We start from the raw sequence: 16,823 nt of genomic DNA, 5'->3' as shown, positions 1-16,823 counted from the left end.
AAATCCGCCGCATCCGCCTCATCCGCGTTCTATCCAAACTCCACGAACCTAGAGCGGTTTGTGGATGAGTTTACCCTGGGAACGCACGGCTCCAGCATGCATTAGGGCGCAAGATGTGGGGCCCCAGGTAAACGCAACTGAAAATCGCTCTAACCTCGCTGTGAGACCCCCTGATTCAACCGCCCATGGTCTCACTCGATTTTCACCACAGTGCGCGCGCTGGCCATATTGCCGGCTCCATCGCTGACGCGCACGGTAATCGCGCGCTCGCCTCGTTGCAGCCCACTGATGATGAATTCAAATCGCTCTTGTTCAGAATCAAGAATTCCATCAGTGGAAATCAATTTCTTGGGATCATGGTGATCAACGAGAAAATCAGCGTCAGTGATTGGTGTGGCCCCGTCTTGAGCAGTGAACCGAACACGCACGTTCTGTCCCGGCTCAATCGTGGCCGTTAACCCCTCAATGCGCGGCGGTGAATTATCCACTTGAAACCATTCGGTCAATCGCTCAGACGTTAGCGCGCGTTCAGGCGTATTGGAGCGCGCATCGCTGGCCACCAGTCGGACGATATAATCGCCGTCGGGCATCTGAGTGGTGTCCCATGAGTAGAAATTATCCTCAATATTCTCTTTCAGCAGCTTCCACTCGGTTTCGCCGGTGCCGCGAATGTACACGCTGTAAACTAGATCATCATCGTTCACATCGCTGGCTTGCCAGGTAATCGTCCGATAGCCGCGTTTGAGCACTTGACGTGGCGGTGCTTGCCCGCTCGTTTGTTGCCAGCGTCGAACACGATTGGTTTGTGCTTGCGCAGCGACGCTGCTGCCGCCGGAAGCGCCAGCCGAACTGAACGGTTGCGTCACACCATAGGACGGCACTTGCTCAAACGCCACATCCGGCGGCTGGAGCGTCAACGCATCAATTTTAGGAGCGACATTGCGCGGTAGGTAGGCAAGCTCGATGCTATCCACCACCGGCGACTGCCCTGTCGGACTGCCGGTTAATGTCAATTTCCATTGAATGAACCGAGCATCAGGGCTGGCGACCGTGCCGGCGGCAGTCAGCTCAACCCAGTCGCTCCATGTATTATCAGGTTCGGCTGTGTTACCACTACGCGTCATGAGCTTGGCCACCGCGCCAGAAACCGGTTGATGCCGGAAAAAGACTCGACCCCATTTGGAGAACGTCGCCGTATCTTTCACCTGAGAGATGAGCGTGCCTTCACGCGCGAGCTCCGAGCTGAGCGCATAGAGCTTAGCTAAGTTGCTCGTCGCAGCGTAGACAAGCGGCTGCCGCGCGCTCCGCAACAAAGCCGTCACTTGAGCCGGTTCAACATTATTCAGCAACGCGCTGCCCGTGCCATCAGGCCGAATCAGATAAACGCCGCCTTTGTCGCCTGTGCCGGCCAACAGTTGCCCATCCGAACGAAGCGCCAATGAGTAAATCGTTGTTTTATCCGACCGCCAAATCTCCTGTGGATGCCCGTCCGGAGCAATCCGATAGACGGCGCTGCCAGGCGGCGCTGGCTTGGCCTTGTCGGTTGCCTCTTTGCTGCTCTCTTGGCTGGCTGAGCCGGCGTCACCTGCCGTGATCGTAACAACGCCCAGCACAACGCCAGCCGAAGCCGTGGTGCGACTGCCAGACGGCGCCGCCGCTGTGCCATCGCTTGAGCCAATACCAGAGACATACAAGGAGCCGTCCGGCCCGGTGACGATGGCAGTGATTTCTTTGGCCGGCGCATCGTACAAAACGAACGGTTTCCCTGCCGGCGAAAGACGAAAGACGCGAGCGCGACTTTCACTGCCAGCCAGGATGTTGCCTTGAGCATCCATCGCGAGGCATCGGATATGCTTTTCGTCACTATCAAAAAACAACGAGCCGCGACCCGCCGCGTCAACACGAAAGATTTTGCCTTCATCGCCAGTGGCGACATAAAGCGAGCCGCGGCCATCAGACATCAATGCCCAGATGTACTTGACGCCAGGCTCATAGAAGACTTGACTGCTCCCATCCGGACTGATCCGATAGACCTTACCATCAGGCGACGTGCCGACATACAAATTATCTTGACGGTCTACAGCTAACGCATGCACCTCCATCTCGACTGCATCGAAATAGACGCGGCCTTGCCCATTGGCATACACGTAGACCTTGCCCTGGCGACCGCTGCCGATGAAGATGCGACCTTTGGAATCTTCAGCCACAGACCAGAAGTGCGCATCCGTCGCCTCGAAGAGCTTATTCATCTGCGGAGCAAGCTGAATATAGCCATCTGAACGAATCGTGACGTTGGTGGCTGTGCCCTGCTCAAAATCATCACGACTATCCTGTCGCCACACCTGTGTGGTACTAGAGAAAACCCTGCCGACGAACGTCACAGGAAGCGCTGACAACGCGGCCATACAAAGACCAACAACCAAGAGCGCCCGACGACGCCGGCGGGTCGCTTCATTTGACATCCTCCAAAAACGATGCTGATTCTTCATGATCTACTCCAAGAAGCTCTCTTCTGATCCTCGTCTCCGGTCAGTTCATCTCACCGTCAAGGCTAATTCCTTCTTGCCGGTTACGACATAATCAGTTGCCGCAGAATCAAGCAACATCACCCTCTCTGCGACTTGTCGAACTGGCTGATCAGCGCGGAGGCTGTCCATCACAGACATCACCGACAACGGTAAAGACGGCAGGACACGATCCTCAACGACATACCCAGGCGAGGCTTGTGATAAGCGCAGATAAATCGCTCGATTACTGCGTTGGCGGTTCAGCCAATCAATCATCGCTCGCAACGACGGATTCGTATGACTGAGTTCTTGTTCTTCCATCGCTCTCAATGTTGATCCATCACAAACGACCAACGTCAACTTCTCGCCACGACGCACGCTCGCCGGAATGGTCACTTTCAACGGCATGATGAGTGGCTCAGCGCGAAATGGGCGCAACACAGCGTAAACATCAATCTGATCACCAGGGCTCACCACTTGCTTCGAGATGCGTAGCTCTTCCAGCGTCGCGGCGCGACGTTGCTCGCTCAACTTGAATTCCAAGCGTAGGCCGGTGATCTTCGCCGCCTCCACGGGATTGCTAAACAGCCGAGCAAACACACTGCCAATCCGCCCTGCCGTGGTGATGGCCACAGGTTGGAAGAAACTACGGTCAAACGAGGTAACAGAATCCCTAATGACCACATCTCGGTGACCATCAATCTGAATCGTCGCTGTGTAATCAATCGTCAATTCGTCATTCTGCTCCAGCGTATTGAACACTGACTGAGCAAGCGTCACATTGATAAGCAGGGGCGTGAGCGCCGGGTGCTGAAACACTTCAAATTGCATTGGCACAACGCCTCGGCTGGGACTATGCACATTGATCGTGATAGGAATCATCGAAGGCGAGACGCCAATCAGACCGCAGATGGCCGTCAACCGATCCTGACTGATGGTTCCCACCGTTTCGCCAAGTTGCGAAATCTTGAAAGAACCGAGCGAACTGGGCAACGTCGCCAGGATGCGCGATTTGGCCATCGGCATATTGACACTGCCGATTTGAAATAGCGGATGCCCGAATGCCAGAATGCGATCCCCCGCGCGATAGGAAACTGTTCCTGTCGCGTACAAGCCCAAATCGCCACGGACGAGCACAGCCGAAATCGGCGCGCCCGGCACCAAATCGGCAGCGCTCTCCGGCTTGAATTGAAGGCTGGCAGCACCGCCGCTACCAGCAAGCATTGGCACAAGATGATACGAGCCAAAGACCGGCGCAAAATGGTCAACAATGCTTTGACTGAAGCCACTGAAGAACAACGGCGTCGGTATCGGCTCCAATAACGAGACGGCGCTCGAGGAGCTCGTCGCGCTGGTTTGAGCCACGCTTGCCGGTTTATCTGTAGCTTGAATGTCTGCTGGCACAGCGGCGCGCTGCTGGCGGGCCGGCCACGGCATCTCAAATAACGGCAACATAGATTCAATCGGCGTCAGACCGCCAATTGGCTCCTTGGCGAAAGCGCCAAAACGTAACGACAACGCGCCGACCAATCGCCCATCAATCATCGCTGGACTGCCGCTCATGCCAGCAACCACGCCGGTATACTCAGGCTTGGCGCCAATCAACCTCACCAGAATGATGTCAGTCTTTGGGCCTAAGACGCTTTGCATCGTGCCGAGCACCTCAAATTGGAACTCTTCAATCTGATCCCCCTGAAACACCGTCCGAATCGTTCCCTTCATGCCCGCTTTCACCTCGCGCAGCGGCATGATAGAAACCGGCGCGTTCTCCGATTCGCCGCTGGCCGGCGCTCCAAGCAAAGCGACGATCATCAATCCGACCATCATCGCCATGCTCATAATTCGTAGAATTGTTCGAGAGAACATTGCATCCCTCCTCATCAACGTCATTTTGACGAACTCAACCTGGATTGTGTACACGCCGTTCGTTGAACTCGGTTCCACTCACGCTCCATTTCGCTTGATCAATGTCGGTCAAGATTTAATGTCAGTCAAGGTTTAATCATGAAACAGTATGATTGTCAACGCAATCATCCTGTTGCCCGATCGCTTCGATCGCCTGAACGATCGGCGCCCACGTGAACCGCGATCGTTGGCGCTTGATCTGCTCAACCATGTAATCGCCACGATGATGATCAAAAAAATCAATCACGGCTTCCGCAATCGCCGTCGGCGAGGCTGGCTCGACCAAGTAGCCTGTTTGCCCATCTGTGACGACATCGAGCAAGCCCCCAACGCGCGTGGCCACCACCGGCACTTCCTGCGCGTAGGCAATCTGAGCAATCCCGCTCTGTGTGGCGCTCAGGTACGGCAACAGCAACAAATCAGCCGCCGAAAAATAGAGGCCGATCTCTTCATTGGCAATATAACGATCCTCGATGCGCACGTGGGCTTCCAGTCCCAATTGACTGATCAACTTTTTGATTTCTCGTCGGCCCGACCATATCTCGCCAGCAACGATCAACGTCACTTGATGCTTAGACAAAATCAACGGAAGACTGCGGATGGCATATTCCAGGCCCTTATATGGCCGCACGAACCCGAAAAAGAGCAACACCTTCTCTCCAACATTCAGTTTGCGGCGAGCCTCTTGGCGCGCTAGCCGAGTCGGCGCCAGCTCAGCATAGCTCGGATGAAATGCTTGATAAATCGGCCGCCCCGGACACATCGTAGCCAGACTCGCGCGATCTTGCGTCGAATGCACAATGAAGGCGTCACCGGTTTGCAGAACGAGCTGTGTGCAAAATTGCTTGATCAGATTCGTCTCGTGCTCAATGACGTTATGACAGATAAACACAACCGTCGTGGCGCTGGCTCGTTTGACCCATGAGGAAACCGTCCAAAATGCCGGCGTCCAGAACGACGTCCACCAAGGTAAAATCAACAGCCGCGGTTGCTCACGACAGATTCGCCGAGCCGTCTGCATCCACGTCCACGGGTTGAGCGAATCGAGCACGCGAATGTACTCGTCGGTCAACGCGGCTTGGCTCGGATCGCGGTCTGTTTGGCCGGGATAGAGCCACTGCGGATACTGGCGAGTGAAGCCGAAAAAAACGACGTGATGACGGCGGCGAAGTTCTCTCGCCAGCAACGTCATGTAGTGCGCAATGCCGCCACGATAGGGATAACTCGGCCCCAATAGACAAATCTTCATAGACGAATCACGCATGACCAGACCGTGGCGCAACCACCTTCAGCAGCCTGCCCATTCTGTAACTCACACAAGCGCGCAGCACTGTCCAAGCTGATTGGGCAACGTAATGAGCTGTGCTTTTGATGAGCCGCGAGGGGCGCAACGGCGGATTCACACCGATGGGAACATGCGCGAATGCGACTCCCTGATGAGCCGCTTGAATGATTGATTCTAACACGTAGGTGTGCCGCGACACGATATGAAGTTTCATCGCAGCGTCACGACTATAGGCGCGGAATCCACTCGTTGGGTCGGGAATCGCCTGTCCAATCAATCGTGAGATCAGCCAGCTTCCCAGCCGATGAAGCGCTTTTTTCAACGGCGGAAAGTACCGACGATCATCCAACGGGCGCACGCCGATGACCATGCCCGCGCGTCCAGCCAGTATCGGCGCAATAAGCCGCGCAATATCCTCAGCGCGAAAAGCATGATCACCATCCATGTTGACAATAACATCGGCGCCCCGTTGCAACCCGGCACGTAAGCCGGCATTAAACGCCGCTGCCAATCCTCGATGCGGCGTCAACCGGACAACGTGATGCACGTTCCGGGACCGAGCCACTTCGACTGTATCATCTGAACTGCCGTCATCAATGACGAGAATTTCGATCTGATCAATCCCCTCAATCTGCCGAGGCAGATCATCCAACGTCAGCGGCAGCGTCTCCGCTTCGTTATAGCAAGGAATTTGAATGATGAGTTTCATGCCGGGTGGTCGGCGAGCCGCATTCTTGCTCGCCGACGCGCGATGGCCTGTCTCACGGATTTACTCAGGCGTTGACTGCTCATCGGGCTGCGCCAGCGGCAACGGCTTTCGCGGCAATTTCTCGTCTCGCATGGCAGCGTGATAGACGAACGACGCTATGATGACCGATGCCTGCATCAGGTCCCCCTTCAACGCGCGGTCATAGACATCCATATTCGTGTGATGTGTTCGCGTGCCGTACTCAATCGGGTCCTGAATGAATTGAAAGCCGGGCAAGCCAACGGCATCGAACGAAAGGTGATCCGTGCCGCCTGTGTTGCGGATCGTCAGCGTCGTCGCCCCCAGATCATGAAATGGTTTGAGCCAGGCTTCAAATATCGGGCGAACGGCGTCATTGCCTTGTAGGTAGACGCCACGAATCTTGCCCGTGCCGTTATCCAGATTGAAATAACACGAGAGCTTGCTATGCGCCGGTTTCAATTGCATCGTTTTCGGATCAGCGAAATGCGTTTTGACGTACTCCTGCGAGCCTAACAATCCTTGCTCTTCGCCGCTCCACAGCGCCAGACGAATCGTGCGCCGGGGCCGCGCGCCGATGGCCGTCAGGATACGCACGGCCTCCATCACCACAGCCGAGCCAGCGCCATTATCGGTTGTCCCTGTGCCGGCATGCCACGAATCCAGATGCGCCCCCAGCATGACCAATTCATCTTTGAGCTTCGGGTCCGTGCCGGGAATTTCAGCGATCACGTTGTAGGCTTGCAAATCCTCATCATGAAACTTTGCCCGCAACTCAATGTTTAATCTGACCGGCTGCTTGCGCTCCAGATGTCGAACGATCCGCGCGTAGTGCTCAATCGCAACGACGAAGGCAGGCACACCAGGCTCGCCATCCTTCTTATAATCCCCACCGCCGGCGACAAAAATCGTGCCGTGTTCGCCGCGACTCGGCTCCAGCAGCACAGCGACGCCCTCCTGGCGGAAGAAATTTCCTATTTTCTCCTGCAAGGCGCGTCGCGCGCGAAATTCCTGGCGCTGCTGAGCGCGACCTGGCACGCTTGCCGGTTCCGGCGCGCCGGCCAGCCGTTGCAAGTCTTGATCCGAATGGCGTCGAGCGTCGGCTTCAAAACGAGGCTCGACTTGACGCGGCGATTCATTCATGACGATCGCCCCTTTGAGCTTGCCGCGATACTTCTCAAAATCGGCTTCCGACCGAATTTCAACCAGTACTGGCGTGCCACTCACGACGCCGTTGGTACTGGCCGTCCATGCCTTCGGATAGGCGATAATCGGCATGAAATGCGGCTCAACCATCTCAATGGAAAACCGCTCAACCGACCAGCCACGACCAAAAATGCCCCACGGCTCCAGCCGCGCGTTCACCAGCCCCCACTCGGTCAGTTTCTTCACACACCACTGGCTGGCCTGCTTCAGTTGCGGCGAATTCGTCAATCGCGGCCCGGCATGCTCGGTCAAATACCAGAGCGTATCCATGACCTTTGATCGCTCAAACCCTTCCGCCTTGATGCGCATCACCATCCCCAGATCAACAGGTTCTTGCGCCCGAACAAGCGCCACCGATAAACAAACTACAATGAGAGACAATGCAATCTGTTTTTTCATTGAATCCTCCTTACATGAGCAGGCATAAGCTACACAACCTCGCCACCAAACTCAAGCACTCATGCAACGAAGCCGCGCCATCACGACCTTACGTCCCGAACCCGCGTCGTGGCGTTTGACTTGAAAAATGGACTGATATTTTGTAATCTGCCGCCCTCTTATGCAAAAGTTGAAAGCTGGAGTGGAGATCCATGAAACGAACGTTTTCCCTTATGCTGATTGGTGTATGGTGGCTTGGCTGGACGTCTCCCCTTCATCACGACATCAACGGCGCGGCCAGCCTCAACTCTGCGCTATCTGCCCGCGCAGCGACGCTGACCTCCTGGGTCAACACACGTTTCGCGCAACAACCATTGAGCTTTGAATCGAATCAAGGACAGTGTGATCCTCGCGTCAAGTTCCTGGCGCGCGGGCCTGGCTACGACGTGTATTTCGCTGCCACCGAGGCTGTCTTACACCTGCGAGCAACGAACGCTCGCGAGTCCAAGCAAGATCGTTCAACCGCCCGAGCAGACGCCGGCGAACCCGAAACCAACCTCCAAGAGTCACAATCGGCTACACTGCGCCTGAAGCTGATCGGCGCTAGGACTACACCTCAGATTGTCGGCTTAGAGCCAATAGCCGCGCGAAAGCATTACTTCATCGGCAACGACCCGCAGCAATGGCGCACAGACATTCCCATGTACGCCAAGATCAAATATGCTCAGGTCTATCCCGGCGTGGACCTCATTTACTATGGCAATCAGAACCAATTGGAATACGACTTCGTCGTTGCGCCGGGAATTGATCCTAACGTCATCAGAATTGGCATTGAGGGTGGTGATCACCTGAACATAGATGCCCAAGGTGATCTCGTCATCCACATCGGCCGCCAACAGCTTCGCCAGCGGCGACCGTTCATCTATCAAGACATTAACGGCCAACGAGTGCACGTCGCTGGCTCATTCAAATTCCTATCCCAATCGTCCACGGGCAGCCAACTGATGGAAGCGCCGCGCTCGATCATCGGCTTTCAGGTGGAACGCTACGACACCAGTCACCCGCTCATCATTGATCCTGTGTTGAGCTACTCGACGTACTTAGGAGGCGACAATAATGATCGAAGCTATGCCATCGCTGTAGACGCCACCGGCAGCGTCTATGTGACCGGCGAAACCATTTCTTCCGATTTCCCGACAAGGAATGCTTATGAAACTTCAGGCCCGTTTGATGCCATTGTGGCCAAGTTTAGCCCCAGCGGCGCGCTTGTCTACTCAACCTATCTGGGCGGCTCCGATAGCGAGACTGGCTACGGCATCGCTGTGGACGCGATGGGTCATGCCTATGTAACAGGGTTGACCGGTTCCAGCAACTTTCCAACGACGGCAGGCGCGTTTCAGCGCACGTTCGGCGGCGGCCAGTATGACGCTTTCGTGACGAAGCTCAGTCCGACGGGCTCATCGCTCATCTACTCCACCTACATTGGCACGGCTGAGCGTGACTTCGGTTATGGGATTGCGCTGGACGCCACCAACAGCGCGTATATCGTCGGCCGGTCGTATCGCCCTGCCAATGTCTCCTATGATGTGCTCGTGGCAAAACTGAATCCGACAGGCTCGACGCTCAATTACGGCGTGACGTTCGGCGGCAATCCATTAGATGATGAAGGCTACGCCATCGCCGTAGATAGCGCCGGTAATGCCTATGTGACGGGCTGTACCAAGTCTCCTGATTTTCCGGCAACGCCGGGCGTCTTTCAGCCAACTCACACCGATACCGGTTGTGGGGTCGTCGGCTGCTTCGAGTGTGAGGCGTTTGTGACCAAGGTGAATGCTGGCGGGACGGCGCTCGTTTACTCAACCTTCCTGGGGGGCGATCGGCCTGATGTTGGTCGCGGCATCGTTGTGGATAGCGCCGGCAACGCCTATGTGACCGGCTGGACTCTGTCCACAGATCGTTCACCTCCTTTGAAACCCTTCCCGGTAACGAGCGGCGCTTTTCAGCGAACACATGGCGGCTTCAGGGACGGCTTCATCGCTAAGCTTAACGCCAGTGGCACAGCGCTTGTTTACTCAACCTTTCTAGGCGGCAACAGTGATGATCTTGCCTACGCAATTGCCCTGGACCAAGCCGGCAACGTCTATGTAACTGGGCAAACTACGTCGGCCAACTTTCCTGTCCTTGATGCGCTGCCGGGGCAAAGCACGTTTTTGGGGTCCAGCACCTATCCCAATGCCTTTGTCACGAAACTGAATCCGTCCGGGGCAGGCCTTGTCTACTCAACCTACCTGGGTGGCAGCGAAAACATCTTGCTGGGTGTTGACAGCGGCGACGCGGGGTATGGCATTGCGGTGGATTCAACGGGTGCAGCGTATGTAACCGGTATCACCACGTCCAACAACTTCCCTACGGCGAGCGCATTTCAGCGGGAGCGGGCTGGCGCAATTGATGTATTCGTCGCCAAGCTCGCTGCACAAGCTGCCCCGCCTCCACAGGTTCCGGTGATCATGCTCACCTCCGGCGTGCCGCACACGGGTTCGATTCCAGCGCCTCAACCGGGCAGCGGCATTCTCAACTCAACACAATACACGATTCAAGTTCCGAGTGGCGCAACGCGATTGAGAGTTGATCTCAGTGGCAATCAAGATGTTGATCTCTTCGTCCGTTTCGGTCAGCCTATTCAAATTCAAGGTGGCCAAGCTGTGGCGGATTATCGCTCAACGTCCGCTGGGGGCACAGAGACGATCACTATCACGACGACGAGTTCGCCTCCGTTGCGAGCTGGCACGTATTATATTGCCGTCGCTAATTTCGGACCGGGCGCAGCCACATTCACGCTGACGGCAACAGTAACGCCATAACAATTGCTCATCTGTGAGCGGACACAACGGAGGATGAAAAACAGCACCGCCAAGATGGAGAGGTGAAGCAAGTGCCATTGTCAAGGAGTTTGTCGGCCACGCTTCTTCTCTGCTAGATTGCCAGCATGAACCCTATATTGCCTTCGGATTGTCAAGGAGTTTGTTGGCCACGCTTCTTCTCTGCGTTCTTTGTGTCTTTGTGGTGATTTTCAGAAAAACCGCTGAGATGCGTTGCCGCACACTACGAATGCTGGAAAAGACATTCTTTCGCGTCGCTCGCGCGCTTCATGAGCTAATTCTTTCTCGCCACTCATCGGTGTGTGAACCCACACAGGGGAAGGCTCTGAGCAACGAAAATCTTTACTCTGGCTCCCTGCCTAGTTGTCGCAGGCGCTCTGTCAGTTGGGCAACGCGTTGGCGTTCCAACTCAAGTTGCTCACGTAATGCTTCCTTCTCCGCTCGCTCCTGCTCGGCCCGTTGCCGCTCCTGCTCGGCCCGCTCCCGCTCCGCCTCAGCCCGCTCCCGCTCCGCCTCAGCCCGCTCCCGCTCCGCCTCAGCCCGCTCCTTACCGGTCAGGATAATTCGTCCCTGCTCGTCGGTCCATCGTAGCCATACATCCTGCCTACCTTCGTATTCCCCTTCCCACAGCGTTAAACCAAGCTTGAGATCAGGAAAGCGCGGCTCCGCCTGTAAGACATACGTATGCCCACGCAATTGATAAATCGTCAACGGCTCTGGCATGACCTGCTGCAACGGATCGTAAATCACGTAATACCCAACCTTGATCCGCGCGTACTTCTGTTTCTTCTCGTCAGCCTCCCCGCCTTCCCGATTCGAGACAATCTCAATGACGACTTCCGGCGGCTTGCCAAACTCCCACAGAAAGTATGACCGGTGCTCCTTCTGCCACCAATCGGGCGCAACCTCTACGTCCAAACTGAGGAACACGTCCGGCACAATCGCCGCTGCGCGGGGCGTGTAGAAAATTCCTACATTAGCAGCCACCAGAAATGATCGCCCTTGGCCGGGGCCTGCCCATGAGCTGTAGAGCGGTTCGGTCAGCAGCCGTTGCTGTTTTTCAGAGGCAAAATTGTCCACAGGAGTATCGTCCTCCGTGATGATGTGGCGAATATCCGGCATGAACTCTGTCAGTGGTTGAGACATAATCGTCCTCGTCGTGATTATTGATCATCAGCATTCTAGCATAAGCCACCGTAATCCCACAGGGACAGCTACCATCTTCATCAATGTCCGCTGCCGTCTCAATCAGGCTCACTCGCACATGGCGGGCTGTAGTGAACACGCTACGGGTAGCAGGTCAAAAAGGTGTGGGGAGTCGTGGGAGGTTGTACCTTCTGCCCTCTCAGTCACCATTTTCAAAACGCTTACTGTCAAGCCGTACTCGCTTATCGCAGCTCAAAATTGAGAAGGGTATGCCCATACGATTTAAGTTGAACACCGGTTTCTTCAAACACGCGACCCCAGAATTTCCTGACAGCCCGATACCGCTCGTCAGTCGGCGCGCGAGCGCCCGCAACATAAACTTCTACTCCATCAAGTCGTGGTAGGCGATCCTCCCGCTTCAACCTGTCAATTGTCGCCTCAATGTATTCATCGGTGATGTTGACTTTCTCCAGGTCAAAGTCCGATGAGCTATGTAACATATCTGAAAGCAGCACGAGAACACGGCGCTTGGAATCTGGAAATACCTGCTTAACTAAAGAAAGAGCTGATACGATGTTCGTCCAGGGACTGAGTGTCGGGTTCTGAAAAGCCTCCTCGCAGCGCGTTTCGAATCTTTTTCTGATGGCCTCTTTCTCATCAGCAACATCCTGAGGGTTGGTTGTCCAAAAATCTTCATCAGGGAACGTTTCGTTAATGAAGGGATCAAAGGTAGCCTCAGTGGTCTCTCCGATTTTACCGACAACGAGACGACTGTCTGCGGGCATTTCGTTCAGGATGACGGAAAGATATTTCCGATAATCAGGCAGGTCTGGACGCGCGCTCACTGAAAAATCAACCATCACCAGAACACCCAGCGTCTCAATCTTTGTCTTGTTACATCCAATGCACAAGATTGTCACGCAGAGGAAAAGAAGCCATCTCATGACTTAGCCTCCTTGAAGGCTCGATCTATTTTCCCGATCAACTCTTGCCCATTCTTTATAGCCTCTTCGTTATCCGTCAGGTTCTTCTCATAATCACGCACCGGCTCATCTGAATCAAGATATTTCCTTATTTCTTGGGGCACTTCACTGGTTACTTTGAAGCTCGCATCAACAAAATACTTTGGTATCTCCTCCTGAGGCACGTTGCCTCGCGCTCTTCTGTTAGCCTCGCGATAAACCACACCAAGTTGTTGCGCCGTGGCGAGCTTCTCCCGCACATGGCTAAGAGCACCGATGAACGCCTCATTCAAGCGGGCACGTCTGTTCATGTATTGGCGCTTCCGACGCCTCAGCTCCTCATACGCTTTCTGCAAGCGGGGATAGACGTATCCTGAAAAATAGCCATCCCCAAAAGCGATCCCGAAGAGCAAGATATTCAGAAGCAGAAAAATTAAGAACGCTTCTTCGACAATTTTGGGATCGTGTTTACGCGCCTCGATTCCGATCCGCCGTCCTTGTGCCACAACAAAGATCAGGGCGGCTGCACTCAAGACTAACAGCACGGCGACAACCCACTCCACAAATCCTTTCTCCTTGGCTTTCAGAATTCGACCCGCATAGAATCCCGAGAAGGGGATGAGAACTGCCAATGCCAGGCCAATGACAACAGTGGTGATGCCGGGCTCACGCAGGAAGCGGAACGTGAAGATATTGACGCCTCCTTCGAAGAGGAAAAGGAGAACAAGGACAGCAATGGCTACTTTCCCATAACGATGGGGTGGCTCAGGGGCAACATCTCGGCTAAATTGGCGCCTGTGGGTTTCCAGAGTATCCTCGAAGCGGTGGAGCGATGCCTGTAATTCGGGAACCATGGTCCTGAGCTCCTTCAGCACCTCGTTTTCCCTTTGACGCCATTTTTCAACGGCATCCGCTATCTCTTTTTTAGTGACAGTGGCCACTTGCTTCTCAAAGTCCGAAATGCGACCGTCTTGGCCATCAAAGTCGCTTGGAGGATAATTCCTTCTTGCATCCTCTGCCCCTGCCTCGCGTGCGCTGCGTTCTGTGATGCGTGCCATAAGCGATCTCCAAATCAAAAGATTTTCAATCAACAATTAAAGATTTCAAGCAACCCCAAAGCTCGTCGGGAACAGCCAAGCGTTCTCCTCGTTCTAACTTGCCTAAGCGTATGCGAAGAGGCGAAGAAGAAAGCACTTCAGCGCAGGAATTGGTGAGGGATTCTACTTCCGCCAGGATTTCCAGCTCACTGGAGAACGCCGCTCCTCGCCAGAGGGGGATTTCCTCAGGATGGCGCGACACGATGACGGCGTGTGTGCACCGGTTGAGGATGCGCTGGTTCTTTCTGTCAATCTTGCCACCGCAGTCGACGAGCAATAGTTGCTTTTGTTGGCGGAGCTGCTCTAGGGCTTGGCAGATTTGATTCACAAACTCATCGTCAAAGCGGTTCTTATAGCGTAGCGTCATTGCGACCTCTTGGGGAATTTCGTTGAACCAATCCCCCTCGCCGTCAGGGCAGGCGCGAAGAACGTAGAAATCACGTTGAAATTTCTCAGCAGGGAGTACCTCTTGCATCTTGATTCGAAGTGCGTTCATCAACACCGACTTTCCACTGTGCGGCGGTCCCAGGAAAGCAATCGCTTTGGAGCCGATTCCAGGCTTTGGCTCCTCTTGGTTGGATGGCCCCGAATGCTTGGGCAAATAGCAGAATACCTTTTCCTTCGGAATGACATCACCCACTTGTGGCCGATCCACCGAGCGACGGACAACAATGATAGCTCCAGCCTTTGGGTCATACGTGGCGACCCATGGGGCGTTCAAACATAGGTGAACTAAACGGGCATATAACCAAATTGGTGCTCTCCCACTAATGACGACTCCCTTGGCAGGATCGATGTTCGAGGGAAGGCTCAGAGAGCGGATGACATCGGGTCGAATCCGCCCAGCTTCCATGAAGATGTCGAGGATCTGAAAATCCTCTTCGGTAGGAATCAGCGTTACGGTTACATCACGCGTGTTCATCTCTGATCTCTCCTTTGAACCAGATAGTTTTTAGGTTAGAAAAGATATGTGCGTCAAACTAACACCACGGGTTCATCTACTTCCACCCCTTAAATAGTGCACGGCGTGCTTTTCCCTCTTCCCTCGTGACGTCAGCGCGACAGCGCGTTCCCGCCGTTCCCTTCGGATATGGAGGGAAATTACTGCAGACGGTAATCTCACCGTCATCGGTTTGAGCTGCCGGTTTGTCACTTCTGTCATCTCCCATCGGAGTAACTGACTCCCGTCTTGTTATCGGTTTGGCCTCTTCCGCTTTCGTTTTTTCGCTTTTCGACCGGATGGATTAGAGACGACCTTCAAGGATGATGGCAGTGAAGGAGTCGAGCCACTGGAGGTACTGGGTTGAGCTGATGCACTTGCAGGTGCATCCGAGCTGTTTGAAGCTGACTCAGCGAGAGTGCAGATACTGGAATCGAAGGCACAAGGATCGGGCAACACGGGACGGTCACGGTATTCATTTCTCCCTGATCCTGAAACACCCGGCAGTTCAATCATCATGTAGCGCGTATTGGGGCGCTGGACTCCATTTTCGGTAATAACACAATTGTTGGGCGCAGGCTGACCGGGAATAGGCGGCACTGCCCGGAAGCCTGGCCATTCCATCAGCTTGAGCAACATTCCAATGCGCTTCACTTCAGAGAGATGATGGCCTGTTGCGCTGTGGCCGAGCGTTTCGAGGACATGCTGCTCAAAATCTTTGACGCGTGCTTCCAGCGTTCCGCGGTCGGACAACGACTCACTACTTGCTGTTGCTCCTGTCTGCCAATTATCACCATCAAACAGTGTACCGTAGCGCGTGGACCGATTGGTCAGATGCAGGGTTGCCTCCAGCTTCACCGCACCCATGCCCAGCGGCTTGCCCATGCCGAGATGGTGACAATATTCTTTGCTCGAATCTCCCAACGGATGCAGCGTCCAGCACAGTGCGCCCAGCTCGCGGTCGCAGAGGTTCTCGAAGTAAACACGGAACGTGAATTTCACACCTGGTTTTACCGGTTTGAATTGCGTGTGCTGCGTACTCGTTTCTGCTAACTGGTGGAGTCGCGCTCTCTCGTCCTCGATCAGTTCCCGAATTCGATCGAGCGTCAACCCTTCGTCTGAGCTCAGACCCTGGTGCCAGTAGCGTTTGTGTCCGCGAATGATGGTGTCCTGTGGAGTTGGACTGCCGTAGTGCTTTAGTTGGCTTTTATTGTCCCCGGTTTGCACAAGGTAGTGTTGAAAGGCAGTCGGTTTCGGCGTGGCGAGAATCTTTGGAGTGATTGGATCAGGAGATAGCCAGTAGTCGCTCTGCCCATCTTCTAACACGGCGTCTGTTACAAACACCCGACCAGCATAAGCCCGACGCTTATCGCCCTGCTTCGGGATTTCCTGGATGACACCGCGTTGTTTCATCTCTGCCAGCTCTTTCTTGGTTCGCACAAAGCCGAACAACGCTTCCGCATAGTCAATGTCTTCAGGTCGGCGCAATTCTGGCGGAACAAGGTCTATGGGGCGTTGCGTGTAGGGCAGGCGGAACATCTGGGCCCGCCCGAAGAAAGTAAGTTGCTCGTTTTCTCGCAAGAAGAACACAGGATCACCAGGCTCTGGTGGGTTCTTGCGAACCATCCCATTGCGGTCACGACAATTCGGGTCAGGCTTATCCTTTGGAAAGGCTCTTTCTTGCCATTGCGTAATTTGGTCGTCATCCTGGAATCGTTCGATCATCTCATCAGGCACGGAGATTTCTTCCGCATGATCAGCAGGCAAAAAGAAAATGAATTCTTTGCTCTT

General features: G+C 54.7%; 11 protein-coding genes. 1 reads left to right on the top strand and 10 read right to left on the bottom strand.

Annotation, left to right across the window (positions count from 1 at the left end):
• Positions 1-191 precede the first annotated feature (191 nt).
• The 5 genes from NZ823_10295 to NZ823_10275 all read right to left on the bottom strand — a co-directional run bounded on the left by NZ823_10295 (position 192) and on the right by NZ823_10275 (position 8,029).
• Entirely contained in the window at positions 192-2,489 is a 2,298-nt protein-coding gene (locus NZ823_10295; GenBank protein ID MCS6805514.1) for a hypothetical protein, read from the bottom strand.
• A gap of 45 nt (positions 2,490-2,534) precedes the next feature.
• Positions 2,535-4,373 carry a hypothetical protein gene (locus NZ823_10290; GenBank protein ID MCS6805513.1) on the bottom strand — a complete coding sequence of 613 codons (1,839 nt, stop codon included), beginning with the start codon at positions 4,371-4,373 and terminating at the stop codon, positions 2,535-2,537.
• A gap of 136 nt (positions 4,374-4,509) precedes the next feature.
• Positions 4,510-5,661 (bottom strand): glycosyltransferase, encoded by a 1,152-nt coding sequence (locus tag NZ823_10285; protein MCS6805512.1) that lies wholly within the window; start codon positions 5,659-5,661, stop codon positions 4,510-4,512.
• A 7-nt stretch (positions 5,662-5,668) separates the two neighbouring features.
• Positions 5,669-6,406, bottom strand: a complete 738-nt coding sequence (locus NZ823_10280) for a glycosyltransferase family 2 protein (protein MCS6805511.1) — start codon at positions 6,404-6,406, stop codon at positions 5,669-5,671.
• 60 nt (positions 6,407-6,466) lie between these two features.
• On the bottom strand, positions 6,467-8,029 hold the full coding sequence (locus tag NZ823_10275; protein MCS6805510.1) for a M20/M25/M40 family metallo-hydrolase: 1,563 nt from the start codon (positions 8,027-8,029) through the stop codon (positions 6,467-6,469).
• Positions 8,030-8,220: 191 nt separating this feature from the next.
• Between NZ823_10275 and NZ823_10270 the strand changes: the two genes are divergently transcribed.
• Positions 8,221-10,869, top strand: coding sequence for an SBBP repeat-containing protein (locus NZ823_10270; protein ID MCS6805509.1), 2,649 nt, complete (start codon positions 8,221-8,223; stop codon positions 10,867-10,869).
• Between the two features lie 360 nt (positions 10,870-11,229).
• Here NZ823_10270 and NZ823_10265 read toward each other — a convergent pair whose 3' ends face one another.
• The 5 genes from NZ823_10265 to NZ823_10245 form a co-directional block, all read right to left on the bottom strand.
• Positions 11,230-12,033 (bottom strand): Uma2 family endonuclease, encoded by an 804-nt coding sequence (locus tag NZ823_10265; protein ID MCS6805508.1) that lies wholly within the window; start codon positions 12,031-12,033, stop codon positions 11,230-11,232.
• Between the two features lie 242 nt (positions 12,034-12,275).
• Positions 12,276-12,977, bottom strand: coding sequence for a hypothetical protein (locus NZ823_10260; GenBank protein MCS6805507.1), 702 nt, complete (start codon positions 12,975-12,977; stop codon positions 12,276-12,278).
• Entirely contained in the window at positions 12,974-14,053 is a 1,080-nt protein-coding gene (locus NZ823_10255; protein MCS6805506.1) for a hypothetical protein, read from the bottom strand. The genes NZ823_10260 and NZ823_10255 overlap by 4 nt, the downstream gene beginning before the upstream one ends.
• A 25-nt stretch (positions 14,054-14,078) precedes the next feature.
• Positions 14,079-15,014 carry a CRISPR-associated ring nuclease Crn3/Csx3 gene (gene crn3 / locus NZ823_10250; GenBank protein ID MCS6805505.1) on the bottom strand — a complete coding sequence of 312 codons (936 nt, stop codon included), beginning with the start codon at positions 15,012-15,014 and terminating at the stop codon, positions 14,079-14,081.
• 270 nt (positions 15,015-15,284) lie between these two features.
• Positions 15,285-16,823: TIGR03986 family CRISPR-associated RAMP protein (locus NZ823_10245; GenBank protein MCS6805504.1), on the bottom strand; the 1,539-nt coding region annotated here is incomplete at its 5' end.

It is taken from the genome of Blastocatellia bacterium (assembly GCA_025054955.1).
Lineage (GTDB): Bacteria > Acidobacteriota > Blastocatellia > HR10 > J050 > JANWZE01.
Note: the sequence above shows the minus strand (reverse complement) of the source record. Positions and strands in the feature narration are given on the sequence as shown.

What these genes read in the sequence shown, in the direction of transcription:
- NZ823_10295 (MCS6805514.1), bottom strand. Translation starts at nt 2,489, where the DNA reads ATGAAGAATCAGCATCGTTTTTGGAGGATGTCAAATGAAGCGACCCGC.
- NZ823_10270 (MCS6805509.1), top strand. Translation starts at nt 8,221, where the DNA reads ATGAAACGAACGTTTTCCCTTATGCTGATTGGTGTATGGTGGCTTGGC.
- NZ823_10255 (MCS6805506.1), bottom strand. Translation starts at nt 14,053, where the DNA reads ATGGCACGCATCACAGAACGCAGCGCACGCGAGGCAGGGGCAGAGGAT.
- NZ823_10290 (MCS6805513.1), bottom strand. Translation starts at nt 4,373, where the DNA reads ATGTTCTCTCGAACAATTCTACGAATTATGAGCATGGCGATGATGGTC.
- crn3 (MCS6805505.1), bottom strand. Translation starts at nt 15,014, where the DNA reads ATGAACACGCGTGATGTAACCGTAACGCTGATTCCTACCGAAGAGGAT.
- NZ823_10265 (MCS6805508.1), bottom strand. Translation starts at nt 12,033, where the DNA reads ATGTCTCAACCACTGACAGAGTTCATGCCGGATATTCGCCACATCATC.
- NZ823_10275 (MCS6805510.1), bottom strand. Translation starts at nt 8,029, where the DNA reads ATGAAAAAACAGATTGCATTGTCTCTCATTGTAGTTTGTTTATCGGTG.
- NZ823_10285 (MCS6805512.1), bottom strand. Translation starts at nt 5,661, where the DNA reads ATGAAGATTTGTCTATTGGGGCCGAGTTATCCCTATCGTGGCGGCATT.
- NZ823_10260 (MCS6805507.1), bottom strand. Translation starts at nt 12,977, where the DNA reads ATGAGATGGCTTCTTTTCCTCTGCGTGACAATCTTGTGCATTGGATGT.
- NZ823_10280 (MCS6805511.1), bottom strand. Translation starts at nt 6,406, where the DNA reads ATGAAACTCATCATTCAAATTCCTTGCTATAACGAAGCGGAGACGCTG.